20 protein-coding genes are annotated in these 18,042 nt (G+C 43.0%); 17 read left to right on the top strand and 3 right to left on the bottom strand.

What is annotated here, in order from left to right; translation table 11 throughout:
- The first annotated feature begins 16 nt into the window (after nt 1-16).
- Together DCO17_RS02885 and DCO17_RS02890 are read left to right on the top strand one after the other, a co-directional pair.
- Nucleotides 17-490 (top strand): bactofilin family protein, encoded by a 474-nt coding sequence (locus tag DCO17_RS02885; protein ID WP_173955305.1) that lies wholly within the window; start codon nt 17-19, stop codon nt 488-490.
- Nucleotides 491-510: 20 nt separating this feature from the next.
- On the top strand, nt 511-945 hold the full coding sequence (locus DCO17_RS02890; protein WP_173955306.1) for a hypothetical protein: 435 nt from the start codon (nt 511-513) through the stop codon (nt 943-945).
- A gap of 45 nt (nt 946-990) precedes the next feature.
- Here the strand turns inward: DCO17_RS02890 and DCO17_RS02895 are convergent, their stop codons facing one another.
- Complete coding sequence (locus DCO17_RS02895) at nt 991-1,263, bottom strand: hypothetical protein (protein ID WP_173955307.1); 273 nt, start codon at nt 1,261-1,263, stop codon at nt 991-993.
- A gap of 271 nt (nt 1,264-1,534) precedes the next feature.
- On the opposite strand from DCO17_RS02895, the gene DCO17_RS02900 reads away from it, so the two are divergent.
- From DCO17_RS02900 to DCO17_RS02910, 3 genes are read left to right on the top strand one after another with little or no spacing between them, the layout of a single operon-like run.
- A complete protein-coding gene (locus tag DCO17_RS02900; RefSeq protein ID WP_173955308.1) occupies nt 1,535-2,074 on the top strand; it encodes an Ivy family c-type lysozyme inhibitor in 540 nt (179 codons plus the stop codon).
- Nucleotides 2,074-2,565 carry a hypothetical protein gene (locus DCO17_RS02905; protein ID WP_173955309.1) on the top strand — a complete coding sequence of 164 codons (492 nt, stop codon included), beginning with the start codon at nt 2,074-2,076 and terminating at the stop codon, nt 2,563-2,565. Before DCO17_RS02900 ends, DCO17_RS02905 begins: the two co-directional genes overlap by 1 nt.
- Before the next feature lie 21 nt (nt 2,566-2,586).
- Entirely contained in the window at nt 2,587-3,261 is a 675-nt protein-coding gene (locus DCO17_RS02910) for a GGDEF domain-containing protein (RefSeq protein WP_173955310.1), read from the top strand.
- Nucleotides 3,262-3,279: 18 nt separating this feature from the next.
- Here DCO17_RS02910 and rpoN read toward each other — a convergent pair whose 3' ends face one another.
- Entirely contained in the window at nt 3,280-4,665 is a 1,386-nt protein-coding gene (rpoN, locus tag DCO17_RS02915; RefSeq protein ID WP_173955311.1) for an RNA polymerase factor sigma-54, read from the bottom strand.
- Between the two features lie 320 nt (nt 4,666-4,985).
- Here rpoN and DCO17_RS02920 point away from each other — a divergent pair, with 320 nt between their 5' ends.
- The 11 genes from DCO17_RS02920 (at nt 4,986) to DCO17_RS02970 (ending at nt 14,052) form a co-directional block, all read left to right on the top strand.
- The gene (locus DCO17_RS02920; RefSeq protein ID WP_173955312.1) at nt 4,986-5,168 is read left to right on the top strand and encodes a hypothetical protein; all 183 of its coding nucleotides are present in this window, start codon (nt 4,986-4,988) and stop codon (nt 5,166-5,168) included.
- Between the two features lie 180 nt (nt 5,169-5,348).
- Complete coding sequence (locus tag DCO17_RS02925) at nt 5,349-5,771, top strand: surface-adhesin E family protein (protein ID WP_173955313.1); 423 nt, start codon at nt 5,349-5,351, stop codon at nt 5,769-5,771.
- Nucleotides 5,772-5,780: 9 nt separating this feature from the next.
- The gene (locus tag DCO17_RS02930) at nt 5,781-6,539 is read left to right on the top strand and encodes a PilZ domain-containing protein (RefSeq protein WP_173955314.1); all 759 of its coding nucleotides are present in this window, start codon (nt 5,781-5,783) and stop codon (nt 6,537-6,539) included.
- Between the two features lie 43 nt (nt 6,540-6,582).
- Complete coding sequence (locus tag DCO17_RS02935; RefSeq protein WP_173955315.1) at nt 6,583-7,392, top strand: hypothetical protein; 810 nt, start codon at nt 6,583-6,585, stop codon at nt 7,390-7,392.
- 7 nt (nt 7,393-7,399) lie between these two features.
- Nucleotides 7,400-8,428 (top strand): PDZ domain-containing protein, encoded by a 1,029-nt coding sequence (locus DCO17_RS02940; protein WP_173955316.1) that lies wholly within the window; start codon nt 7,400-7,402, stop codon nt 8,426-8,428.
- A complete protein-coding gene (locus tag DCO17_RS02945; protein ID WP_173955317.1) occupies nt 8,425-8,832 on the top strand; it encodes a hypothetical protein in 408 nt (135 codons plus the stop codon). The genes DCO17_RS02940 and DCO17_RS02945 overlap by 4 nt, the downstream gene beginning before the upstream one ends.
- 43 nt (nt 8,833-8,875) lie before the next feature.
- Nucleotides 8,876-10,861, top strand: coding sequence for a hypothetical protein (locus DCO17_RS02950; protein WP_173955318.1), 1,986 nt, complete (start codon nt 8,876-8,878; stop codon nt 10,859-10,861).
- 33 nt (nt 10,862-10,894) lie between these two features.
- Complete coding sequence (locus DCO17_RS02955; protein ID WP_173955319.1) at nt 10,895-12,478, top strand: hypothetical protein; 1,584 nt, start codon at nt 10,895-10,897, stop codon at nt 12,476-12,478.
- Nucleotides 12,478-13,155, top strand: coding sequence for a flagellar basal body P-ring formation chaperone FlgA (flgA, locus tag DCO17_RS02960; protein WP_173955320.1), 678 nt, complete (start codon nt 12,478-12,480; stop codon nt 13,153-13,155). Before DCO17_RS02955 ends, flgA begins: the two co-directional genes overlap by 1 nt.
- Nucleotides 13,156-13,259: 104 nt before the next feature.
- On the top strand, nt 13,260-13,595 hold the full coding sequence (gene flgM / locus DCO17_RS02965) for a flagellar biosynthesis anti-sigma factor FlgM (protein ID WP_173955321.1): 336 nt from the start codon (nt 13,260-13,262) through the stop codon (nt 13,593-13,595).
- 43 nt (nt 13,596-13,638) lie between these two features.
- Complete coding sequence (locus DCO17_RS02970; RefSeq protein ID WP_173955322.1) at nt 13,639-14,052, top strand: hypothetical protein; 414 nt, start codon at nt 13,639-13,641, stop codon at nt 14,050-14,052.
- Nucleotides 14,053-14,078: 26 nt separating this feature from the next.
- Here DCO17_RS02970 and DCO17_RS02975 read toward each other — a convergent pair whose 3' ends face one another.
- On the bottom strand, nt 14,079-17,177 hold the full coding sequence (locus DCO17_RS02975; RefSeq protein WP_173955323.1) for a flagellin N-terminal helical domain-containing protein: 3,099 nt from the start codon (nt 17,175-17,177) through the stop codon (nt 14,079-14,081).
- A gap of 177 nt (nt 17,178-17,354) precedes the next feature.
- Between DCO17_RS02975 and DCO17_RS02980 the strand changes: the two genes are divergently transcribed.
- Entirely contained in the window at nt 17,355-18,041 is a 687-nt protein-coding gene (locus DCO17_RS02980; RefSeq protein WP_173955324.1) for a tetratricopeptide repeat protein, read from the top strand.
- Nucleotide 18,042: the final 1 nt, after the last annotated feature.

Here is an 18,042-nt window from a genome sequence, read left to right on the forward strand (position 1 = left end):
TTTCGGAGGTAGCTAGATGTTTGAATTCTCAAAAAAAGGCCCGATGGCCGATACGCAGTTAACTTATCAAACCACTGTTGGTACTGGGTCTTCTGTCACTGGAAACTTTACGCATCGAGGCAATATGTTGCTCTCTGGCCATCTCGTTGGAGATATCCATCAGGATGATGCTGCCCCAGATGCTGCTAATGGATTTACTGCAGTTATTGGCAAAACGGGTTTTTTAGAGGGTGATATTCATAGCGCTCACGCCATTATCATTGGCCGCATTAACGGCTCTGTACTTGCAAAAGGCAGGGTTGAGGTTTATCCAGGTGCAGTTGTTTGTGGCGATATTACGTATACACAAATTAACGTGCATCCTGACGCTAAGGTAAATGGCAACCTCAAATGCTTGCTTCCAGATACTTTAAATATTGCAGCGACTACAACCGAGGTCGATGATTTAGCTAGCAATGTTGTGTTGATGACAAAGGCTGAAGGCGCATAACTCCCCCTGGAGATATTGAGATGACGCAGATCCCCGAGAATCAGATTCACCATCTCAAAGAATCTTTAGAAGAGAACTCCTTTAAAAAAAGAGCTCCATGGATTTTATTGTTCGGTTTTCTGCTGTTAGTAATTGCGGGCGCATTAACTTATACCTACCACTATCGAGATCTTCCCAAGTGTCAAGACGAGAGAGTGCAAATATTGCTGAACCAAAATATCAGAAGTAATGAGGCTCTAATTCAGAATTCAAGAACTCTAGCTTTTGAGGGAATTAAAGAGATTTCGCAAAACAATGATCAGCGCTCTTGTCGCGCCAACCTAATCACCAGTCAAGGAAATTACCTTGTTACCTATCTAGTACAGAATGACTTGATTGAGAATAGTTGGATGAGCAAGTTCTTAGGCAAGGTTGAGTACTCTATTTCAATAGAAAAAATAGAGTCTGCTCAGTAAAGCATTAATGTCCGTTTGATTTTGCTTTTGATTGCCGAGAAATCACTACAGCAAAAACTTGCCAACAATGTAGAGCATCATAGTTGATACCACTATGTAAATCGCAGCCTTACCTAATGCTCTTTCAACACCCTTTTGAACAATCTTGTTCTGAATATTTTCATCGGCAACAATATTTTTAATATTCCAAAGATCTTTTCTAATGGTGTTTAGACTTTCCTCGGATTTGCGGTCTTTAGCTTGAATCGATTCGCTAATTTCAGTTAAGCGGAAGTTGATCGCCTTTAGTTCTGCGATGGCGTCGTCTAGATTGCCCATGGATGCTCCAAATCGGGGGTGAGGCTATGTATTGTCATTCGTGCCGTAAACGGGGTTTTAAAAGTTAAAGGAATTATGGCAAATTTCATAAGCTCGCCTGACATTTTTTATTAATTTTGTAAAAACGTTACAAATGAGCTAACTTTTGGTTTGGAATTGGGTTTTATTGAATTAATTTGCTTTATAGTGGTGCTAGACATAATTATGCCTTTATGTGTGGCATAACACTCAATAAATCTAACCGCAGCATGGAAATCAAAAGCCGATGATAGTGGCTCAAGTTAAAGCTTTAGCTAAATTTATTTTGAAGGGCGTCGCCCTATTGCTGGTTTTGCTGGTTTTGCTCTATGCAGCATTCAAGCTTTGGGAATATCAAGCGATAGAGACCAAGCGGGCGGAAAATGTTGCCATCCAAAACCGTTTGAAGAATCAGTTTGAAGATCTAACTAGAGATCAAGCATCTTATATCCCTTTGGTGGTTGGCGGCTCTTCATTGGATTACGTGCAGCAAGGTAATGGAGAATTCATTTTTTCGTATTTGCTAGGTTCTAATTACAAGCTTTATCAAGAGCTAATGGAAGATAGTGCTCAAATCATTTATGTGGGCAAGCAAATTCTGGGCTCTGGTTGCAAAAAGCAGGGGTGTAGCGATGGAGAGGCTGCGTTTGTGGTTGATCCTGAGAGTAGCAAATATTACGCAGCCATTAGTTATGGGGGAAAAGTTGAGTATTACGGCATTGAAGATGGTGCACTAGCTCCCGCAGCGTTTCAACAATGGCATGGTAGCCATGCTGCAGAGGGAGCTAAGTAATGTTGCTCACAAAACCATCATTTTTGAATAAATATTGCTTAAGTCTGATGCTGGCTCTATTTGTTATGCATGGGGTGCATGCTAAGTCAGACCATCAAGAGTCAACCCCAGCAAAAGCGGGTGCTCAAAAGGGCGCTCATAAATATAGCAATGATAAAGATATTGTGCTGCGTAAGAATGCGCAATCCACTTTATATCTTTTGTCTGGCTGGGGTAAGACGGAAGGGCCATTTGTTTGGTACACAGTATCGGCGCACTTCAACTCAGACCAATTGTCTCCAAATGGGAAGCCATTTAATCTTTTTAGTTTAAGTGGCGCTCTTGATTGCAAAGAAAACCATTTCTTTTTCTATCGCACCTCATATATGTATTTTGATGTTAAGGCCAAGTCTTTGAATGAAGTCTTTTTCAAAAAAGCTAAATCTGACGTTATTTCAATAAATCCTGAGACCATAGAGTCAAGCGTTAAAGCAATCATCTGTAATGAGTGATTGCTGTCTGATTGGCGCACAGTGTTAAAGCAATTCCAGAATCTTTTTGAGCAGTTACAAAAACTTGCTCATCAATCTATGCAAGATGGCAGTGTTCTAGAGGCGGATGCAGATAGACAATTAACCCCTCTGCAGCGACACATTTTGCGAGAGCTATTGGAGGGTCGGCCAGCGCAACCCCAAATAGTGCGTGATGAGTTAACGGGCTTACTTGTTCGCTCGAGCTTGCTTGAGCGATTGGATCAGGCTTTGGGTGGCTCCAGTAGTCGAGATTCAATCTTGGCGCTGTGTTTCATTGACCTCGATGGATTTAAGCAAATTAATGATCAACATGGACATGCCATTGGTGATCAGGCGTTGAGCTTGGTGGGTCAGCGCTTGCAGAACTCAATTCGTTCGGATGATTTGCTGTGTCGCTGGGGCGGCGATGAATTCGTAGTGGTTTTGCAAAATATCGATCACCAAAAATCGGTTGAGCATTTGGCTGACCGTTTGTTAAATGCAATTTCTCATCCATTGAGATTAAGTGCTGATGAGCCACTCACATTATTCTTGGGCGCTAGCATTGGCGTGTCAATCCTTGCGCCCGGAGTCTTGCGTGAGAAGTTGGATGCGCTTGGATTAATTGAGAGCGCAGATCAGGCAATGTACAAGGCCAAAAGAGCAGGCAAAAACCGTATCGAAATTACTGCCTAGTTTCATAGTTGCACAAAACTATTGTTTGCGCAGATGCACGGGTGGAATGCGAAGGACGTCTCGATATTTTGCTACAGTACGTCGCGCGATAATGTAACCTTGTTCGCTTAATAGTTGCGCAATCTGGGTATCGGAAATGGGTTTCTTCGCAGATTCTTCCTCAACAATTTTTTTAATTAGCGCCTGTATTGCGGTGGACGAAATCCCCCCGCCTTTTTCTGTGCTGACTTGACTGCTAAAAAAGTATTTGAATTCAAAGATCCCTAAAGGGCATGCTAGGTATTTTTGGGTTGTAACTCTCGAAATAGTCGATTCATGCATTTCCAATTCTTCAGCAATTTCACGAAGAACTAAGGGTTTCATGCCGATTGCGCCCATCGAGAAAAATTGCTGCTGTCTCTCTACTATTGCTTGTGCCACCCTTTGAATTGTTTCTTCACGTTGAGCAATATTTTTTACTAGCCAACTGGCTTCCAGCATTTTTTGCTTTAGGGCGCCATCAATTTTCTTTTGCCCATTTTCTTTTAGGATCCTGGCGTATTCGTTGTTTAAAGTGAGGCGAGGTTTTGCATTGGGGTTTGATTCCACAATCCAGCGATTTTGTTTAATTTTGACGACGACATCCGGCAAAATCCATTGATCATTCTCGCGCTCAAATTGAGAGCCTGGATTGTGTTGCAATGTCCGAATGAGTTCGACGGCTTTGAGTACTTCTGCTTCAGATTTGCCGCTAGCCTGTTTAATTTTCTGCCAGTCCTTAGAGCCCACCTTTGATAAATGAGATGTAACAATTTCTTTTGCTAACTCCCATGCGGCAATATCAACTTTGACGTTTTCTAGAATGCGATCAATCTGAAGGGAAAGGCATTCTGCAAGATCACGAGCGCCAATTCCAGGTGGATCGAGTGTCTGTAACTTAGCTAGCGCTTTTTCAATGTGCTTGAATGAAGTATTTTCGGCTAGTTGGGATGCAATATCTGTGTGTATGGCCTTAAGGTCTTCTGGAAGGTAGCCGCGATCATCGAGACATCCGGCCATATAGGCAATTAAGGATTGCTCTTCTGGGTTGATATTCAGAAGATGAATTTGTTCATCCAAATATTCCAATAGGGTTTGCTTGTGAGCGACACGCTCATAGCGCTCCCCCCAATCTTCATCATCATCTTGGGAGATTTGACTGCCTCCCCAAGACTGTTGAGCAACCTCAACACGCTCATTGGATTGAGAGTGGTTGGATTCAATTTCGGGGTTGGGTTCAAATTCTAGTAGCGGGTTTTCTTCAGCCGCCTTGGCTAATTCTTGCTCCAACTCTGAGTTGGAGAGTTGCAAAAGCTTGATAGATTGCTGTAATTGCGGGGTAAGGCTTACCGTCTGGCTGACTCGGGTATTAAGTGAGATGGCCATAACTTACTGAATGCAAAAGAGGATTGGGAAAAAGCAGTGGTTCACAGAATGAGTGTAATTGCCAAACGAGGTCAGAAATGCTTTACCAGGAATCGAGAAGGGAAATTACCTCTGTAGTCTTTATCTTTGGCCATCCTGATGAATATTTTTTGTTTTATTGGGTAGACATTTTCAATCATATAAATAAAGTCTATATAAATCAATGATATAGATGGCTATTGGTACATAAATCTCTTTAGGAATGTATAAAATAGGTAATCAATTAGCAAGATTTGTCCGTTTACAGTTACCCTGTCACTAAAAAAGAGGAATTTCACATTATGGAATATCCTGTCATTACTGAGCATCGAATCCGAGGTGAGCGTTTCTACACCATTGAAAAAAGCAACAAAATTGCTTTTTACACGACCAACATTGCTGCTGCCCGTTATTGGGTGAAGCATGTGGTTGATGGCGAGAATGTATCTATCCCCCAAGTTGATTCCGTCGCTAAGGATGGTTAAGCCCCCTAAGGCATTACTTAGGCACCCAACCCAACACCCAATTTTCTAGAGTCTAGAATGGGCTTTAAGGCGACTCTTTAGCGCCTCCAAAACAGGAGGATTGGAAAGTTTTAAATGGCGTTTAGAGGGCTATAAACGCAGGATATCCGTATAATGACCCATTTAATGTGGGTTAGTTGCATGGGCCGCTTCCTTTTCCGAAATACCACTTTTGTTGTGCTTTTTGCCACATTTGGCAGTGGTTTTGCATTGGCTCAAGTAAACGAAGATATGGTTACCGTTATTGACGGTCGCCAATACAGTGTCTCTTATTACAAAAGCTCAATTAAATCTTTACCTCCTGACTGGAAAAAGGTTTGGATAATCACAAATCGAAAACAAGAAGCTGGCGCTGCACCCGAGCGAGTTCAATCCATCCGGCGGAATATTTTGTTTAATTGTGTTCGTAATACGTATTCCACTTTAGCTACCGTAAATTATTCTGAGCTCAATGCAATGGGTAAACCCAATTTGCAGACTGAGACTGGCTTCGAATTAAACGATGACCCTGTTCCGGAGGGCACTCCTATATCCATTATTTATTCACAAGTTTGCAGTTCTTAATTTATTGATATGAGATTTAATATTTTTCCACCCGAGGGGCTACAAAGCATTGAGCCCAAGTTTCATGTTGATACTCGATTGATTCAAAAAACAATTGAGCGTGAATTGCATAAAAAACCACTTGCTGGTTTGTATCCCATTGACGGTGTAGGGAGTGCAATTCCGGTAAGTCTGTTAGATGTTGCCAAGGGTTTGCTGGTGATGAAGCCTGAAACAAAGCCTGAAGGTGGCTTTACCAGTTTGATTGGCGGACAACGAATTGTGGTGATGTGCGGCGAAAGTGGCAAGATGCAGTTTTTAGCCACCAACTTGAGATTGAATGAAGAGGGCAATCTGGTGTGCCCTATGCCAGCAGATTTAATCTTGATTCAACGTCGTAAAGAATTTAGAACTCTTGGACCTGCGGATGACGATTTAAATTTTGTCCTTTGTTTGGGTGCTGGACAAGAATTGCTCACCAAGGTCATTGATATATCGGATCATGGCATCTTGCTAGATATTCGTCTGGGGGCTACGGAAGTAGAAGTGGGGCGCTATTGGCACTCCGGCTATTTTGAGCGCCTCAGATCTCGCTCCACCACTATTGACCTAGTCATTAAAAACGTTCGCCCAGGCGCAGACATTGATCGTATTCGGGCTGGGTGTGAGTTATATGAGCCTAAAAAGCAAACTCTTAAAGAGTTTGAAAGCACTCGCAGCGCAATTGAAAATGCCCGCGTGCAAGGTCGCCTAAATCGTTGGTACCTTGGAGCTAGCTGGCATGAGTAATTTATTTGTTCGCGAATTTGCGTAATCTCGGTTTGATATTGATATGAATTTCTTCGCGTCATTTACCACTGGAAAATTGATCATGATCGTGAGCTTGCTCATGTTCATTGCATTGATCTATTTTTTCATTCGTGATTTTTACGGAAAAGTGGTAGATGAAGTTAAGGAAAAACAAGCTAAACCAATAGAGCCAGTTGCTGTAGCAAGCCTTCAAAAAACACATCAACTTGAAGAGGTAATTAATCAAAAAATTGCCAACATGAAGTTGGATCTTATGGCAGAGCGTTTGCGCATTACTTCTACTGCTGAAGTCTTGAAGAACTTGGCGAATGAAAGGCATCTTCCTGAAACTCTGTATCAAATTTATTTTGAAACGCGTGCTTTTCCAAAAAAGAGTTTAGAGGCGCAACAGACAGATTTGGAGTGGCATGCACAAGCAGGGATCACCGATCTGAAGGTTGAGCCTATGCCGCTCGATGATGGGACTCAGATTTACTTTACCTTGCACAACTATCCATACAAGCTCACAGCAGTTAATCACCGATTTGCTAGGACTTATTTTGTTGAGTTGACCTTACGTGATGTGGATGATGTTCGATTGTTCGTAGTTAGGGTTAAAGCGAGCGAGACGAACGGTCGCGAGATTTTGGAGACCGCAATTATTGAAATGAAATCAGGCGATTGGATTGATGACATTGCAAGTTGCCGATTGCTGATGGATAAGCGGAAAACCGAAGTTCAGTTGATGGCTGAGCATCGTGAGGTGGAGTTATTAAAACAGCGGTTCATATTGAATCAGGGCGGCAATAAGTTTATTGCTAGCAAAGCTGATAGTGGCCTAAAGAAAAAGTAAAAATACCGTGTTAAAAATTCAGTTTCCTCGCACGCAAAAAGGTATTTACTTCTGGTTCTTAGCCTTTTCAAGCTTCTTGCTTTTTGTTTCTTTAGCCACTCTTTTGGCTGCGGCCGGCGAGTTGTCTAGCTCTTCTTCAGATTTAAAAAATTTGAAAGTGGTAATGCCGAATTTGGAAGAGTACGTTAGCTATCAGGCAATTGATTTTCGGCTCAACAATACTACGCTAAATACACGTCGATTAAAGCCGAGCGATATTCCAAAGTTGGCTGATGATGCGATTGTTCCGGTTAGCTTGGATGATGCTGTTAATCGCGCTTTCCAGTACTTCGCAGAATTTGAAAACAAGCGTTCTGGACCAATTCTTACTGTAACGCCGCCTAGCGTTGAGTCGGTGGAGTCTGGCTCTCCTGCTGATGCAGCAGGCGTAAAGCCCGGGGACCTCATTCTGTATGTTGGCTCTAATAAGATTGAGTCAGTGATGGGGTATTACCAGGCGCTAAATGAAAAGCTATCTTCAGAAATTAGCTTGAAATTGCAAAGAAATAAGCAGGGTACGATTTCGGTTGCAATGAAGAGCTTAAACCGTACCCCCATAACTGGAGGTAATAGTGGAATTACTTTTGCAATTCCACCTGAGGCGGTTTACTTAACTGAGCAAGATAGCAAACGTATGGCCGATCAATATCGTCGCGAAATGCTTCCTGCGATCTCCGTTGATTGGCGAACTGAAGCTGCTAATAATTTGATGCAAAGTGCTAAGCGCTTGAATTTAATTTCCAAGGGTGTGGTTGATCCAAGTGGGACGTCTTCTGCCAAGATTCGCGCTAAAGACGTGCTGAATTGGCAACATAAAAAAGTTTTGGAGTCTATTGATGCTTATTTTTCACAAAGAAGAAAAATTGAGAATAAAAACGCATTCTATCTAACTGGTATGGGCGATGCGGTTGTTGGTTTTGTTTGCAGCTTGGTAATTTTCGTAATTGCTGGGGCGTTGTATTGGTATCAACGTCGTATTGCGGGTAAAAAGTCATGAGCTCGCTAGAGAATCAAGAGTATTGGCTTGGATTGCGCATTAATGGTGAGCGCTATGCTCTGCCAGCATCCCAAGTGCATTCGGTATTTCTTTGTCCAGAGGTGGAGCAGTCGATTAAAGATTTAAAAATCAGCGGCGTTGTCGTGCATGAGGGTGAACCAGTTTATTTGCGCAATCATTTTCAATTGCTAAAGACCAGTCTTAGTTCTAATAGTGCGATGACTTGGCAACAGGTTTTAAAAAGAGATCAAGCGCCGTGGGTAGTGGTTCTGAAGGATGATGTCGATAAAGGCCTGGGTTTTCGAGTGAACAACATAGTCGGGCCTTTTCATTCATCTACATTTCCTGAGGCGGCTTTTTTGCACTACAACGGATCAGATTTTCATTTGGTAGAGGTTCTATAAAGTTGCCGGGTATGTCGCGAGGCCTTACAGTTAGAAATTAAATATGCGCAAAATATATAACAATCACGTCTTTCAACGCTCAACTAAGCCTTGGCAGTGGTTAGCCACAATTTCTTTTGCCATTGCACTGCTAGCAAGCATAGGCGCATATGTAACTGCACGCAGTTGGTTAACCGATGGGCGATATTTGCAGTCTTTGGATATTGAGCAAATAGAGGTCTTGCGTCTTATTCCCGCGCTCAAAGATTTACAGCAACAAGTAACGGGAACTCACGTACTAGATTCAGAGTTTTTTAATGGTCTAAAAAAGGCAGATCGACTGTTAAGGTCAATGACTGACGATGTCAAGCTGCCTGCTGATAACGCTAGTTCATCTAATGTTATGACGCCTGCAAAATTGCCTGCCCCTGTTAATGGCAGCAAAAATACTGCGGCTTCAAAGAGTTCAATGGAAGAGCCAAAAGTTGTGGCAACACTTTCGGATAATCCCGCCCTGGCTTTTTTCCAAAAGCTAGATTCCAAAATTATGAAGATTGTCTTCGGTAAGCCGGATAAATATGCCGAGTTAGATAGGGAAGAGGATGCGCCCTCGACTCCTGCGGTAGTGGAACAAAAAACAACTAATGCTGTAGATATTCAGGATGTATTAATTGGCGCTAAAACCGCTGAGCAATCCATTGTGTTGGTGCTTGCCCAAGAGAAGGGTTTGGCTGGCTTGGATATATTGGCTAAATCTGCTGAGACGCTCATTTCTCCCAAGGGCCCACTTGACCTAGAAAAGATTGCTACTGATTCCCCCGCAAGAAAATATGCTGAGAGCTTGACCGAGTTCATCAAAGCGAATGCCGCTTGGCAAAAAAATATTACTAACGCATCTGCATCAGCAGATTTGCAAAAGGCCCTAGGTGTAGTGATCGATCAAAAGGTCTTGATTGAAATCGAGGCAGGTAAGAAGACCTCGGGTAAATCTACTTTAAGCCTCACACAGGCGCTGCCTAAGGTACATCAAAGCCCTTGGCATACTAAGTTGCCGCAAGAGAGCGCCTCTGCGTTGAAGATGTATGCAAATAATATTCAGGTAGTCCGTGAATTTGCCTCAGACCATGAGGCTTTAAGGGTTGTTGCTCAGAAAAATTCAAATGGCATCCGTTTATTTGACTTTGCGGCAGCTGGCGGATTCTTGGGGTTAACTTTGGTGAGCATCGTTGCCTTAGTCTTTGCTGGATTGGGTGGGTTGATGCTATTGAAAAATAGCCGCGTTCCTGAAGTTGAGTACAAGCGTACAACAAAGCTCGCAGCTCATGCTGATGAGTTGTTGGGTTCTATTGATCTGGCGCTTAATAAATCGGGTGGTGCCAATACTCAGGATACAAAAACTACCACTGAGACTAAATCTAAGTCCTCAGACTCAATTAAAGAGGATATTGATCGTAGAGATTTGGCTGATGCAAGCAGGTCAGAGCTAAAAACAGTTGTTAATGTCATTACCGAACTTAGCCATGACTTGAAAGATAAAGTCATTGGTATTGAGTCACGCATGAAAGCGCTCAGCCAGCTAGGCAATAAGTTGCGTCACTCAGTAAATACTTTGCAAGATAAGAGTGCGCAGATGCGGTCAGGTTCCAATGAACAGTCTGACGGAACTTATGGATCAAGTGCAAATCCAAATCGTGGCGGCCCTCTAGAGCAATTGCAAGATGCATTCTTCGCACTCAAGCAACAAGGTGTGCGTTTGTATTTAGCGATATTGGATAACCACTCCAGTAAGCAGTTAGCAATAGAAACCGAACAACTGAATTTATTAGTTGAGCGTGTAGAAGCAACAGTTTCTAAAATGCGCACATCATTAGCGCAGGCCTTAGATCAAGCTGCTGATGCCCAGGCTTCTGCCCCTCAGGTTTCACCAGAAGTCATTGAGTTAATTAGCATGGATGCGAAGCAGGTGATGCGCGATTTAGATTTGTGGCAAGAGGAATTTGATGGGTTAAATCGCGCTTTTGGTGATCTCAAACATGAAATCAAAGCGTGATGATGTTAAACATCGATTAAGCACAACGTAAACATGGCTGAAGAAAAACCCTTATTTCTGATAGACGTTGATCGAGCAATCGAAGGATTGCTTTCAGCTACGCCTAAAAATGCGTCTGGCCCAATTCAGGTTGAGTCAATTGTGATGCATTGCGTTGATCTAGCCAACGCACTTGATGGAGCTGGGCTTGAAGATCTCTCTGGGTTCGCGCAAGAGCTGGCGGCGCAGTTTAAGCAAAATCAAGCACAGTCCCTACTGCTGGTAAATGACTTTATTGCATTGACAAATGCGGGGGTTACCCAAATTCACCCTGGTGAAGCAACCCACTTAGTTGTCACTGACGAGGTATTGAATGCTGCTAAAGCTAGCTTTGCCAAGAAATTAGCGCAATTAAAAGCTGGCACGCCAATTTCTTCCGAGCCTATTGCGGTAGCCAGTCAGGCTGCGCAAGTGTCGCAAGATCCTGCTGTAGTTACAACTCAAGCAAAGCCCGTCGAAGAGAGTATTGAGGATGCCTTCCCCAATCAAGAGTTTTCACCGGAACTCTTCCGTGCTTTAGAGGCTAAAAAAGAGGCGCCTGTTGATGCTGTTTCAGCACAAACTGTGGCAGAAACTCCAGAGCAAACTATAGCGCTAGCAGTTGCATCATCATCAGAGCCAATTTCTCTTGAACAAGCCCTAGAGCAAACTTTAGACCGTGCTGTGAATGAGTTAAATCATTTATTTGCACCCAGAAAAGAATCGCCTCCGGTCTTATTTACTCCGCCAGAGCCAAAGCCATTTGTATTGCCTGAAAATTTGACTAAGCCAATTGATCGCGAGAGTGCTTTTGAATACACAAGTAAGGCGCGCTACCTAGATAAGCATTACGCATTAGACCGCTCTAGCAACTTAAATCGCATGCAAAAAGCTCGAAGCTTAATTGGTAAAGGTGATAACTGGAGCGGTGTAGAGGTAGACTTTTTATTGGGTCGTGAACAAGATGAGCTAGTTCGCTCAGGCCAACAATCACTGCGCCATATCTTTGAGAACCTCACAGATGAGTTATTGATTGATGAGGTATATGCTGATCCAGATATTGCTCAGCAGCTTTTAACGATCCTCAGCATTTTGCCGCCATGCCCGAGTATCTTTGCAGTTCAACAAGAGTTGATGATTTTTGTCGATTTGGATCATGTGACTCTGTCTAATGAGCATCTCTTGGCTGTGAGTAATATGATGGCCGAGATCGGCGGGTCACTTGAAATTCATCATGATGGTGTACGTTTATCATGCCCATCTAGTTTGCTACGCATGCCTATGGCTTTCTTTACTCGACATGGGGAGCAGTACGCAGTCTCGGCAATACAGTATCTGGGTGAAGAGCCCCTGAGCAAAGCGGTGGATTCCAAGGTTGATTTCCTAGGGGAAATCATTCACCCGGCTCGAAATATTTATATTCGCGCAGGGAATCATGATTATGTGATTCATGCCCATGAGTTCTTGGGCGTTCAAAATATGAATGTGCATCAAAATCTTCCGAGATCTTTAGAGCGACCCTATTGGATGGCTGGCGTTGCTCTTGATGGTGCTAATAATGTTTATTCTTGGATAGCTTTAGACCGGTACATCAGATAATGCGTTTTATTGGGGTCATCATAGTTGCCTATTTATTAGGCACAAATGCTCAAGCAGCATTGACGCCTGATCTTGATAAAGAAATCACGCGTTTTATTCAATCAAGCCCCACGGTCAATGGTTTACGAGTTCAGCCAGAGTTGGTTGACCCTAATATTGTTGTGCCTGCCTGTTCAGGTGGTGCTATTGAGATCAGTACTCAGCCTGGGGCGCGTATCTGGGGTAGGACAACTCTTCAGTTGCGCTGTGCCAGGGCGGGCTGGATGGTAAATGTGCCCTTCAATATTCGGGTATTCGGTAATTATGTTGTTGCCAGCCAGTACCTTCCAGCTGGTCAAAAAATCGAGCCAAGCGATATTCGGGTAATTGATGGGGAGTTAAGTTTATTGCCTGATGATGTTCTGAGAAGTCCAAAGGGGGCTTATGACCGCATTTTGAGCCGTTCCCTGCAAATGGGTTCCCCTGTTGGGCTAAACGATTTAAAAGAATCATCCGTTATAAAAGCAGGAGATCCCGTAAGACTTGTTTTAAAAGGCAAGGATTTTGAGGTTTCTGGTGAGGGTATAGCCCAAACCGCAGGCATGATTGGCGATATGGTCCGAGTCCGTATTGCAGATGGTCAGGTCCTGCAAGGAAAGGTTTTAAGGCCGTCAGTAGTCGTAGTGACGGTTGAGTAAAAGATGTAAAAACCCATTTTTTGGGTTACAGTATTACGAAAAGGTACCAGTCACCAGATTGGTGCTAAGGGTAGTAAAATGCTGCTTGTACAGAGGAGAAAGCGATGAAAGTAAACGAGAATGGGGCGTTAATTTCGCCAAACACAGGGGTTAATAAAGCTAACCCTGGCTCGAACTCGACTTCTGTAAACCCAAGCGCGAATAAAGTAGCAACGGATGCCGTTGCTGGTCCAGCAGTTAATTTGGATATTAGTTTGACGGCCAAGTTGGCTGAAGTGCAAAGTGACTCAAAGGCAAACAAGGTTTCCGATGAAGCTTTGATTGAGAAGCTTCGCAATCAAGTGGCTAATGGTGAATTTAAGATCGATTACAAAAAGATCTCTCAGGCAATGCTTAAAGATGTTGTTGCCGCTATTGGACAAAAGCCAAAACAAGCCTAAGTTCATCTTAGGTTTGCATCACCCCAGTAATCTAAGTTAATCAATGTCAGGTCAAGTCCCATCAATTTCATTTGATGGGATGCAATCTTTTTTGCAAAAGATTGCGAGTGCTGTATTAGATTTGCGTAGTGCATTGGAAGCAAACGATATGGAACGCTTGCCGAATGCATTAGATCTCACTAATGCGGCGTTAGATTCCATCAACCAATACCCTGGTGGTGCTGAGCAGCTCAAGGTTGATATTGGTCGGTTTCCAGAAGAGCAAAATCGCTCCCTTATGAGTTTACTCGATGAGGCATCTGTTAATCACCAGATCAACGGTGATCTGATTCGCTTGGCAATGCAACGCAGTGCCGCAATGCAATCATTTATCGCACAACAAGCTCCCAGCGCAACTTATGATAGTGAGGGTGGGGTTCCCGGCTCTGTTGGTGGCGTACTTTCGCGTAAGGTCTAGCAGTCCGCCAGCTAAGCGTAATTTGATTATTTTGAGCCGGACTTAATCTGCCCCCATTGTTCCATTAATAACTGCATCATCGATGGAAAATTATTTGCAGTTGCAGCCATATCAGCGGCTGCTTGCTCTGTAACTAATGCCTTAGTCAGTGTTGCAGCTCCTTGACCATAATCTTCATCAACCAAATCGGAATTTGCCTTTTGTAGATTGGTAGATTGTGAGGCCAAGTTTGTAATGCTGAATGACACGCCATTTAATTGAGACCCAATCCTTGTTCGATTGTTTGAAATCCAATTATTAGCCGAATTAACATTTGTAGTGAGGGTTGCGAAAAAGTTATTCCATTCATCACCAGTACTAGAGGTGGATAAACCTCTGAGTGTCTGGTTAAGTGCAACGCCAACATTTCTCATGCCGGTTGCATCATTGGATACCAATTGAATTTGAGGTGCATTACTGACTTTAATAGTTGTTGATTGTGCGCTGTCGTACTGCGTAATACTTTTATTTAAATATAAAGTCATTCCACTGGTCGTATCGCTAAAGACATTTTTTGCGTTCGTGATTGATCTACCATTTAATGATAGGGAGGCATCAGAAGCAACATTAACGCCAACAACCGAGAATGTAAGGAAGCGATTTAAATTATTTGTTGGGGCTCCCCATGCTGCGGCAAATGGGATATTAGTATTTAAGTATCCATTATTTAGTATTGAGCCTGTTGAAGAGGAAGTGGCTGATCCAAAAAACGAAGGCGTGATACTGTAAATATGGTTGGGATTTCCAACGGTCTCATAAAGAGATACTGCCCATTCCCCATTGGTTTGCAATCCATCAGCTGCTAAAGAGACATTTCCATAATGTATGTTGCCGCCAGTTGAATTCGTGCTAGTAACCATTCTTAAGTTATTAAATGTCACCGCATTATTATTTTGTGTTCCCGCAACGCTTAAGGTCGCATAGCCACCAGCTGAGGAAATACTTGATGTCACCTTATCGCGAGAACCTACAGTTTGAGTGCCGTTTAATGTCATATAAACAGCTGCATTTGCAGGATTGCCGCCCCAGCCTGCAGCTAAACGTAATGAGTCTCCAGTGGCATATCCTGTGCCAGCATTGTTAATGCTAATAGATGAAATGACTCCATCGGCATCAAGAGTCAAATTTGCAGTAGCGCCAACGCCAACGCCAGATACCGTTGTCAGGGCTAAGTTGCTATAACTCGTGCTATGACTGCTATAGCTCGCAAATGGCGAACTCAGTGATGGTGATGCCGCTCCATTTGACAGTCCTACGCTATTAATCCAAGTATTGAGATCTGCCAAAGTTGCATTAGTGGATAGCGCTCTGCCTGGATCTGTGGTGGTGACTCCGCCAACAGTTTGCCTGCCACTTGCGTAATACGTATTTGAGCCAACGGTTAATGAAAAATTACTTGTAACGCCTGCAGCTGTCGCTGATGTGGCATAGCCATTCAAATTAAAAGATGTTGATGCGCCTGCTGAAGCAGGGACAATATTGGTTACTGAAAAGGTTAGATACTGGGTTAAATCTTGATAAGGAGCGGCCCATGATGTATTAAATGGAATATTCGTATTTAAGGCGCCAGCGGCAGCGCCTGTAGAAATCAATGTTCCATTGCCAGAGTAATTTGCTGCACTATAGCTTACTCCTTCAGTGTTATTAGTGATTAACGGATTTTCTTTGATTGGTAAATTCCATTCGCTATTAGTGATGGTTCCATCTGTTGCCAGCGATACCAGCCCTTTATTAATGACGCCAGTTTGAATATCTTTGCTGGTAACCGTGTAGAGATTACTAAAAGAGACGGCATTAGCAGCGCCTGTTTGAGTACCTTTTATTTCAATTGAGTACTTTCCAGGTGCATCCTGATCAAGACAGGCTGAGACGTTATCGTTTAATTGGTTGATCCATGTGGCAAATTGGGCAGCCGTCGTATTTGTGCTTAATGCGCCGGCACTATTTGCAGAAATATCACCATTGCTATTTTGCTTACTGCCATCGGCATAGTAGGTATTTCCACCTACTTTGAATGAAAAAGTATCAGTAATTCCAACGGTATCTGTTGTGCTGGTAAGGCCGGTAAGGGAAAAATTTGTTGCTTGTGCAGTTCTATTCACAGTGACTGCGAAATTGCCCAAAGCAGTGGCCGTAGTAGTCATTGCCGTAATCAGATCGTTATTGCTTGAATTTGCTACGGATTTATTGGAGCCGATTTGATTGTCGCCAACGACTAGGGAGGTAACGTTTAATGGGGAGTATGCCAAATAATCTGGAGCCCCTTTGTCGCTGCCGATGGTAATATCGGGACCATTTTTAATAACAATTGGCCGAAATATATTGGACATATTTGAGGCAATTGCTTCGGCGCTGTCGTTTGAGCCCAAAACTCCGCAAGGTGTAGTTTGTAAATTTACTGTGATTCCTAGTTGGTCATAGTTTAAGGATTGTGTAAAAACACCAGTTTTTCCTCTAGGATCTTGGACTTGCAGAGTTTGCGAGGCTAAAGTATTGCCGCTGTAATCAATTTTCGTAAGAGTAAGATTGTTGCCATTATTGCTAAAGCTGTAGACTCCCTCTCTTGCCTCGGGAGAAAAAATGCCTGTAATTACAGTTGTATCTAATTCGCCGACATTGGTTGCATTAAGCTTAATTCCCGAGTTAGCCTGATCAAACCAACTGCTATTGCTAAACAAGCTGTGGCTGTTATAGCTTGTATCGGCTACAGTTTTGACCATCGCCGTATATAAATCAGCAACTTGACCGGCAATAGCAAGTCTTTGGACCCCATTTAAGCTTGCGTCCATACCTTGCGTCGATAGTTGCTCCATTTTTAGCAGCATGTCTTGCACGCTAGATAAGGCTGAATCAGCAATTTGCAGTAGATTGGTCCCATTATTCAGATTCATCAAGGACTGATTGGTCGCATTAATCTGGCTGACTAAGTTTTGGGAAATCGCCAAACTGGCCGGATCATCTTGTGCTCCATTAACTCGCTTGCCTGTCGATAGGGCTTGCACCGTTTGAGTAACGATTTTTTGTGCTTGCGATAAATTATCTTGCGCGTAATTAGACGCAATATTGTTATTAATAGACATCGTCATGATGTTTTCCCATAGCAAAGCTGGCTTTTCTCACATGGAAAAGCTCCCAATCGGTTTACGGTTTTTTTGAGTAAAGTGTTTAGTCGGCGCACCTCAAGAAGAGTCTGCAAGCTTTTTAAAAGAGGGTCATAATTAACTCGATTACCCGTATGGCATGCTTGTTGGACATGACTTCTAATGCAATTTTTTGATAATGCCCGCCTAGATATTGCTAGGCAAAACTTAAATCGTGGACGCTATCAAGCTGCGTTTGAGATATTTTATGAGTTGGCCGTCCATGATCTAGATGAAGAGGCTCAATTTGCGCTTACCAAAATGTGCTTTGATGGACATTTGGATGCGGAGCAAATAGCCAAGCTCTTTGAGTGGGTAAATTCCAATAGCAGTCTTGGTAATGGTTATGCACACTTTAATGTGGCCCTCATGTACGAACGGGGTATGGGCGAGATTAAGCAAAGCTACAAAACAGCTATTGAGTATTACGAGAAAGCGATTAAAGAGGATGTTGTAGATGCCTATTGCAATCTAGGCAATATTTACGCATTAGGTTTGGCCGAGGAGCAGGGTATTCCTCGTGATATGTATAAAGGCATTCAATATCTTGCTAAAGGTGCGGAAGAGGGTAGTCGACAGGCAGCCTATACCCTTGGCTGCCTTTATGAGAAAGGGGAGTTTATTCCTCAAGATCATCGTAAGGCCTGTTATTACTTGGTGTTGGCGACCTTAGCTGGTCATGAACAAGCTCATCGCGTGTTAATTATTTTTCAGCACACCAATAAAGGTGATTTCAATAAAGAGTTTGATGATGCTGAAATGCAGTATGGAAAAATTCAAAATATGCGCAGACTCTATAAGTGTCTATGAG

The sequence above is a fragment of the Polynucleobacter tropicus genome, from assembly GCF_013307225.1.
GTDB lineage: Bacteria > Pseudomonadota > Gammaproteobacteria > Burkholderiales > Burkholderiaceae > Polynucleobacter > Polynucleobacter tropicus.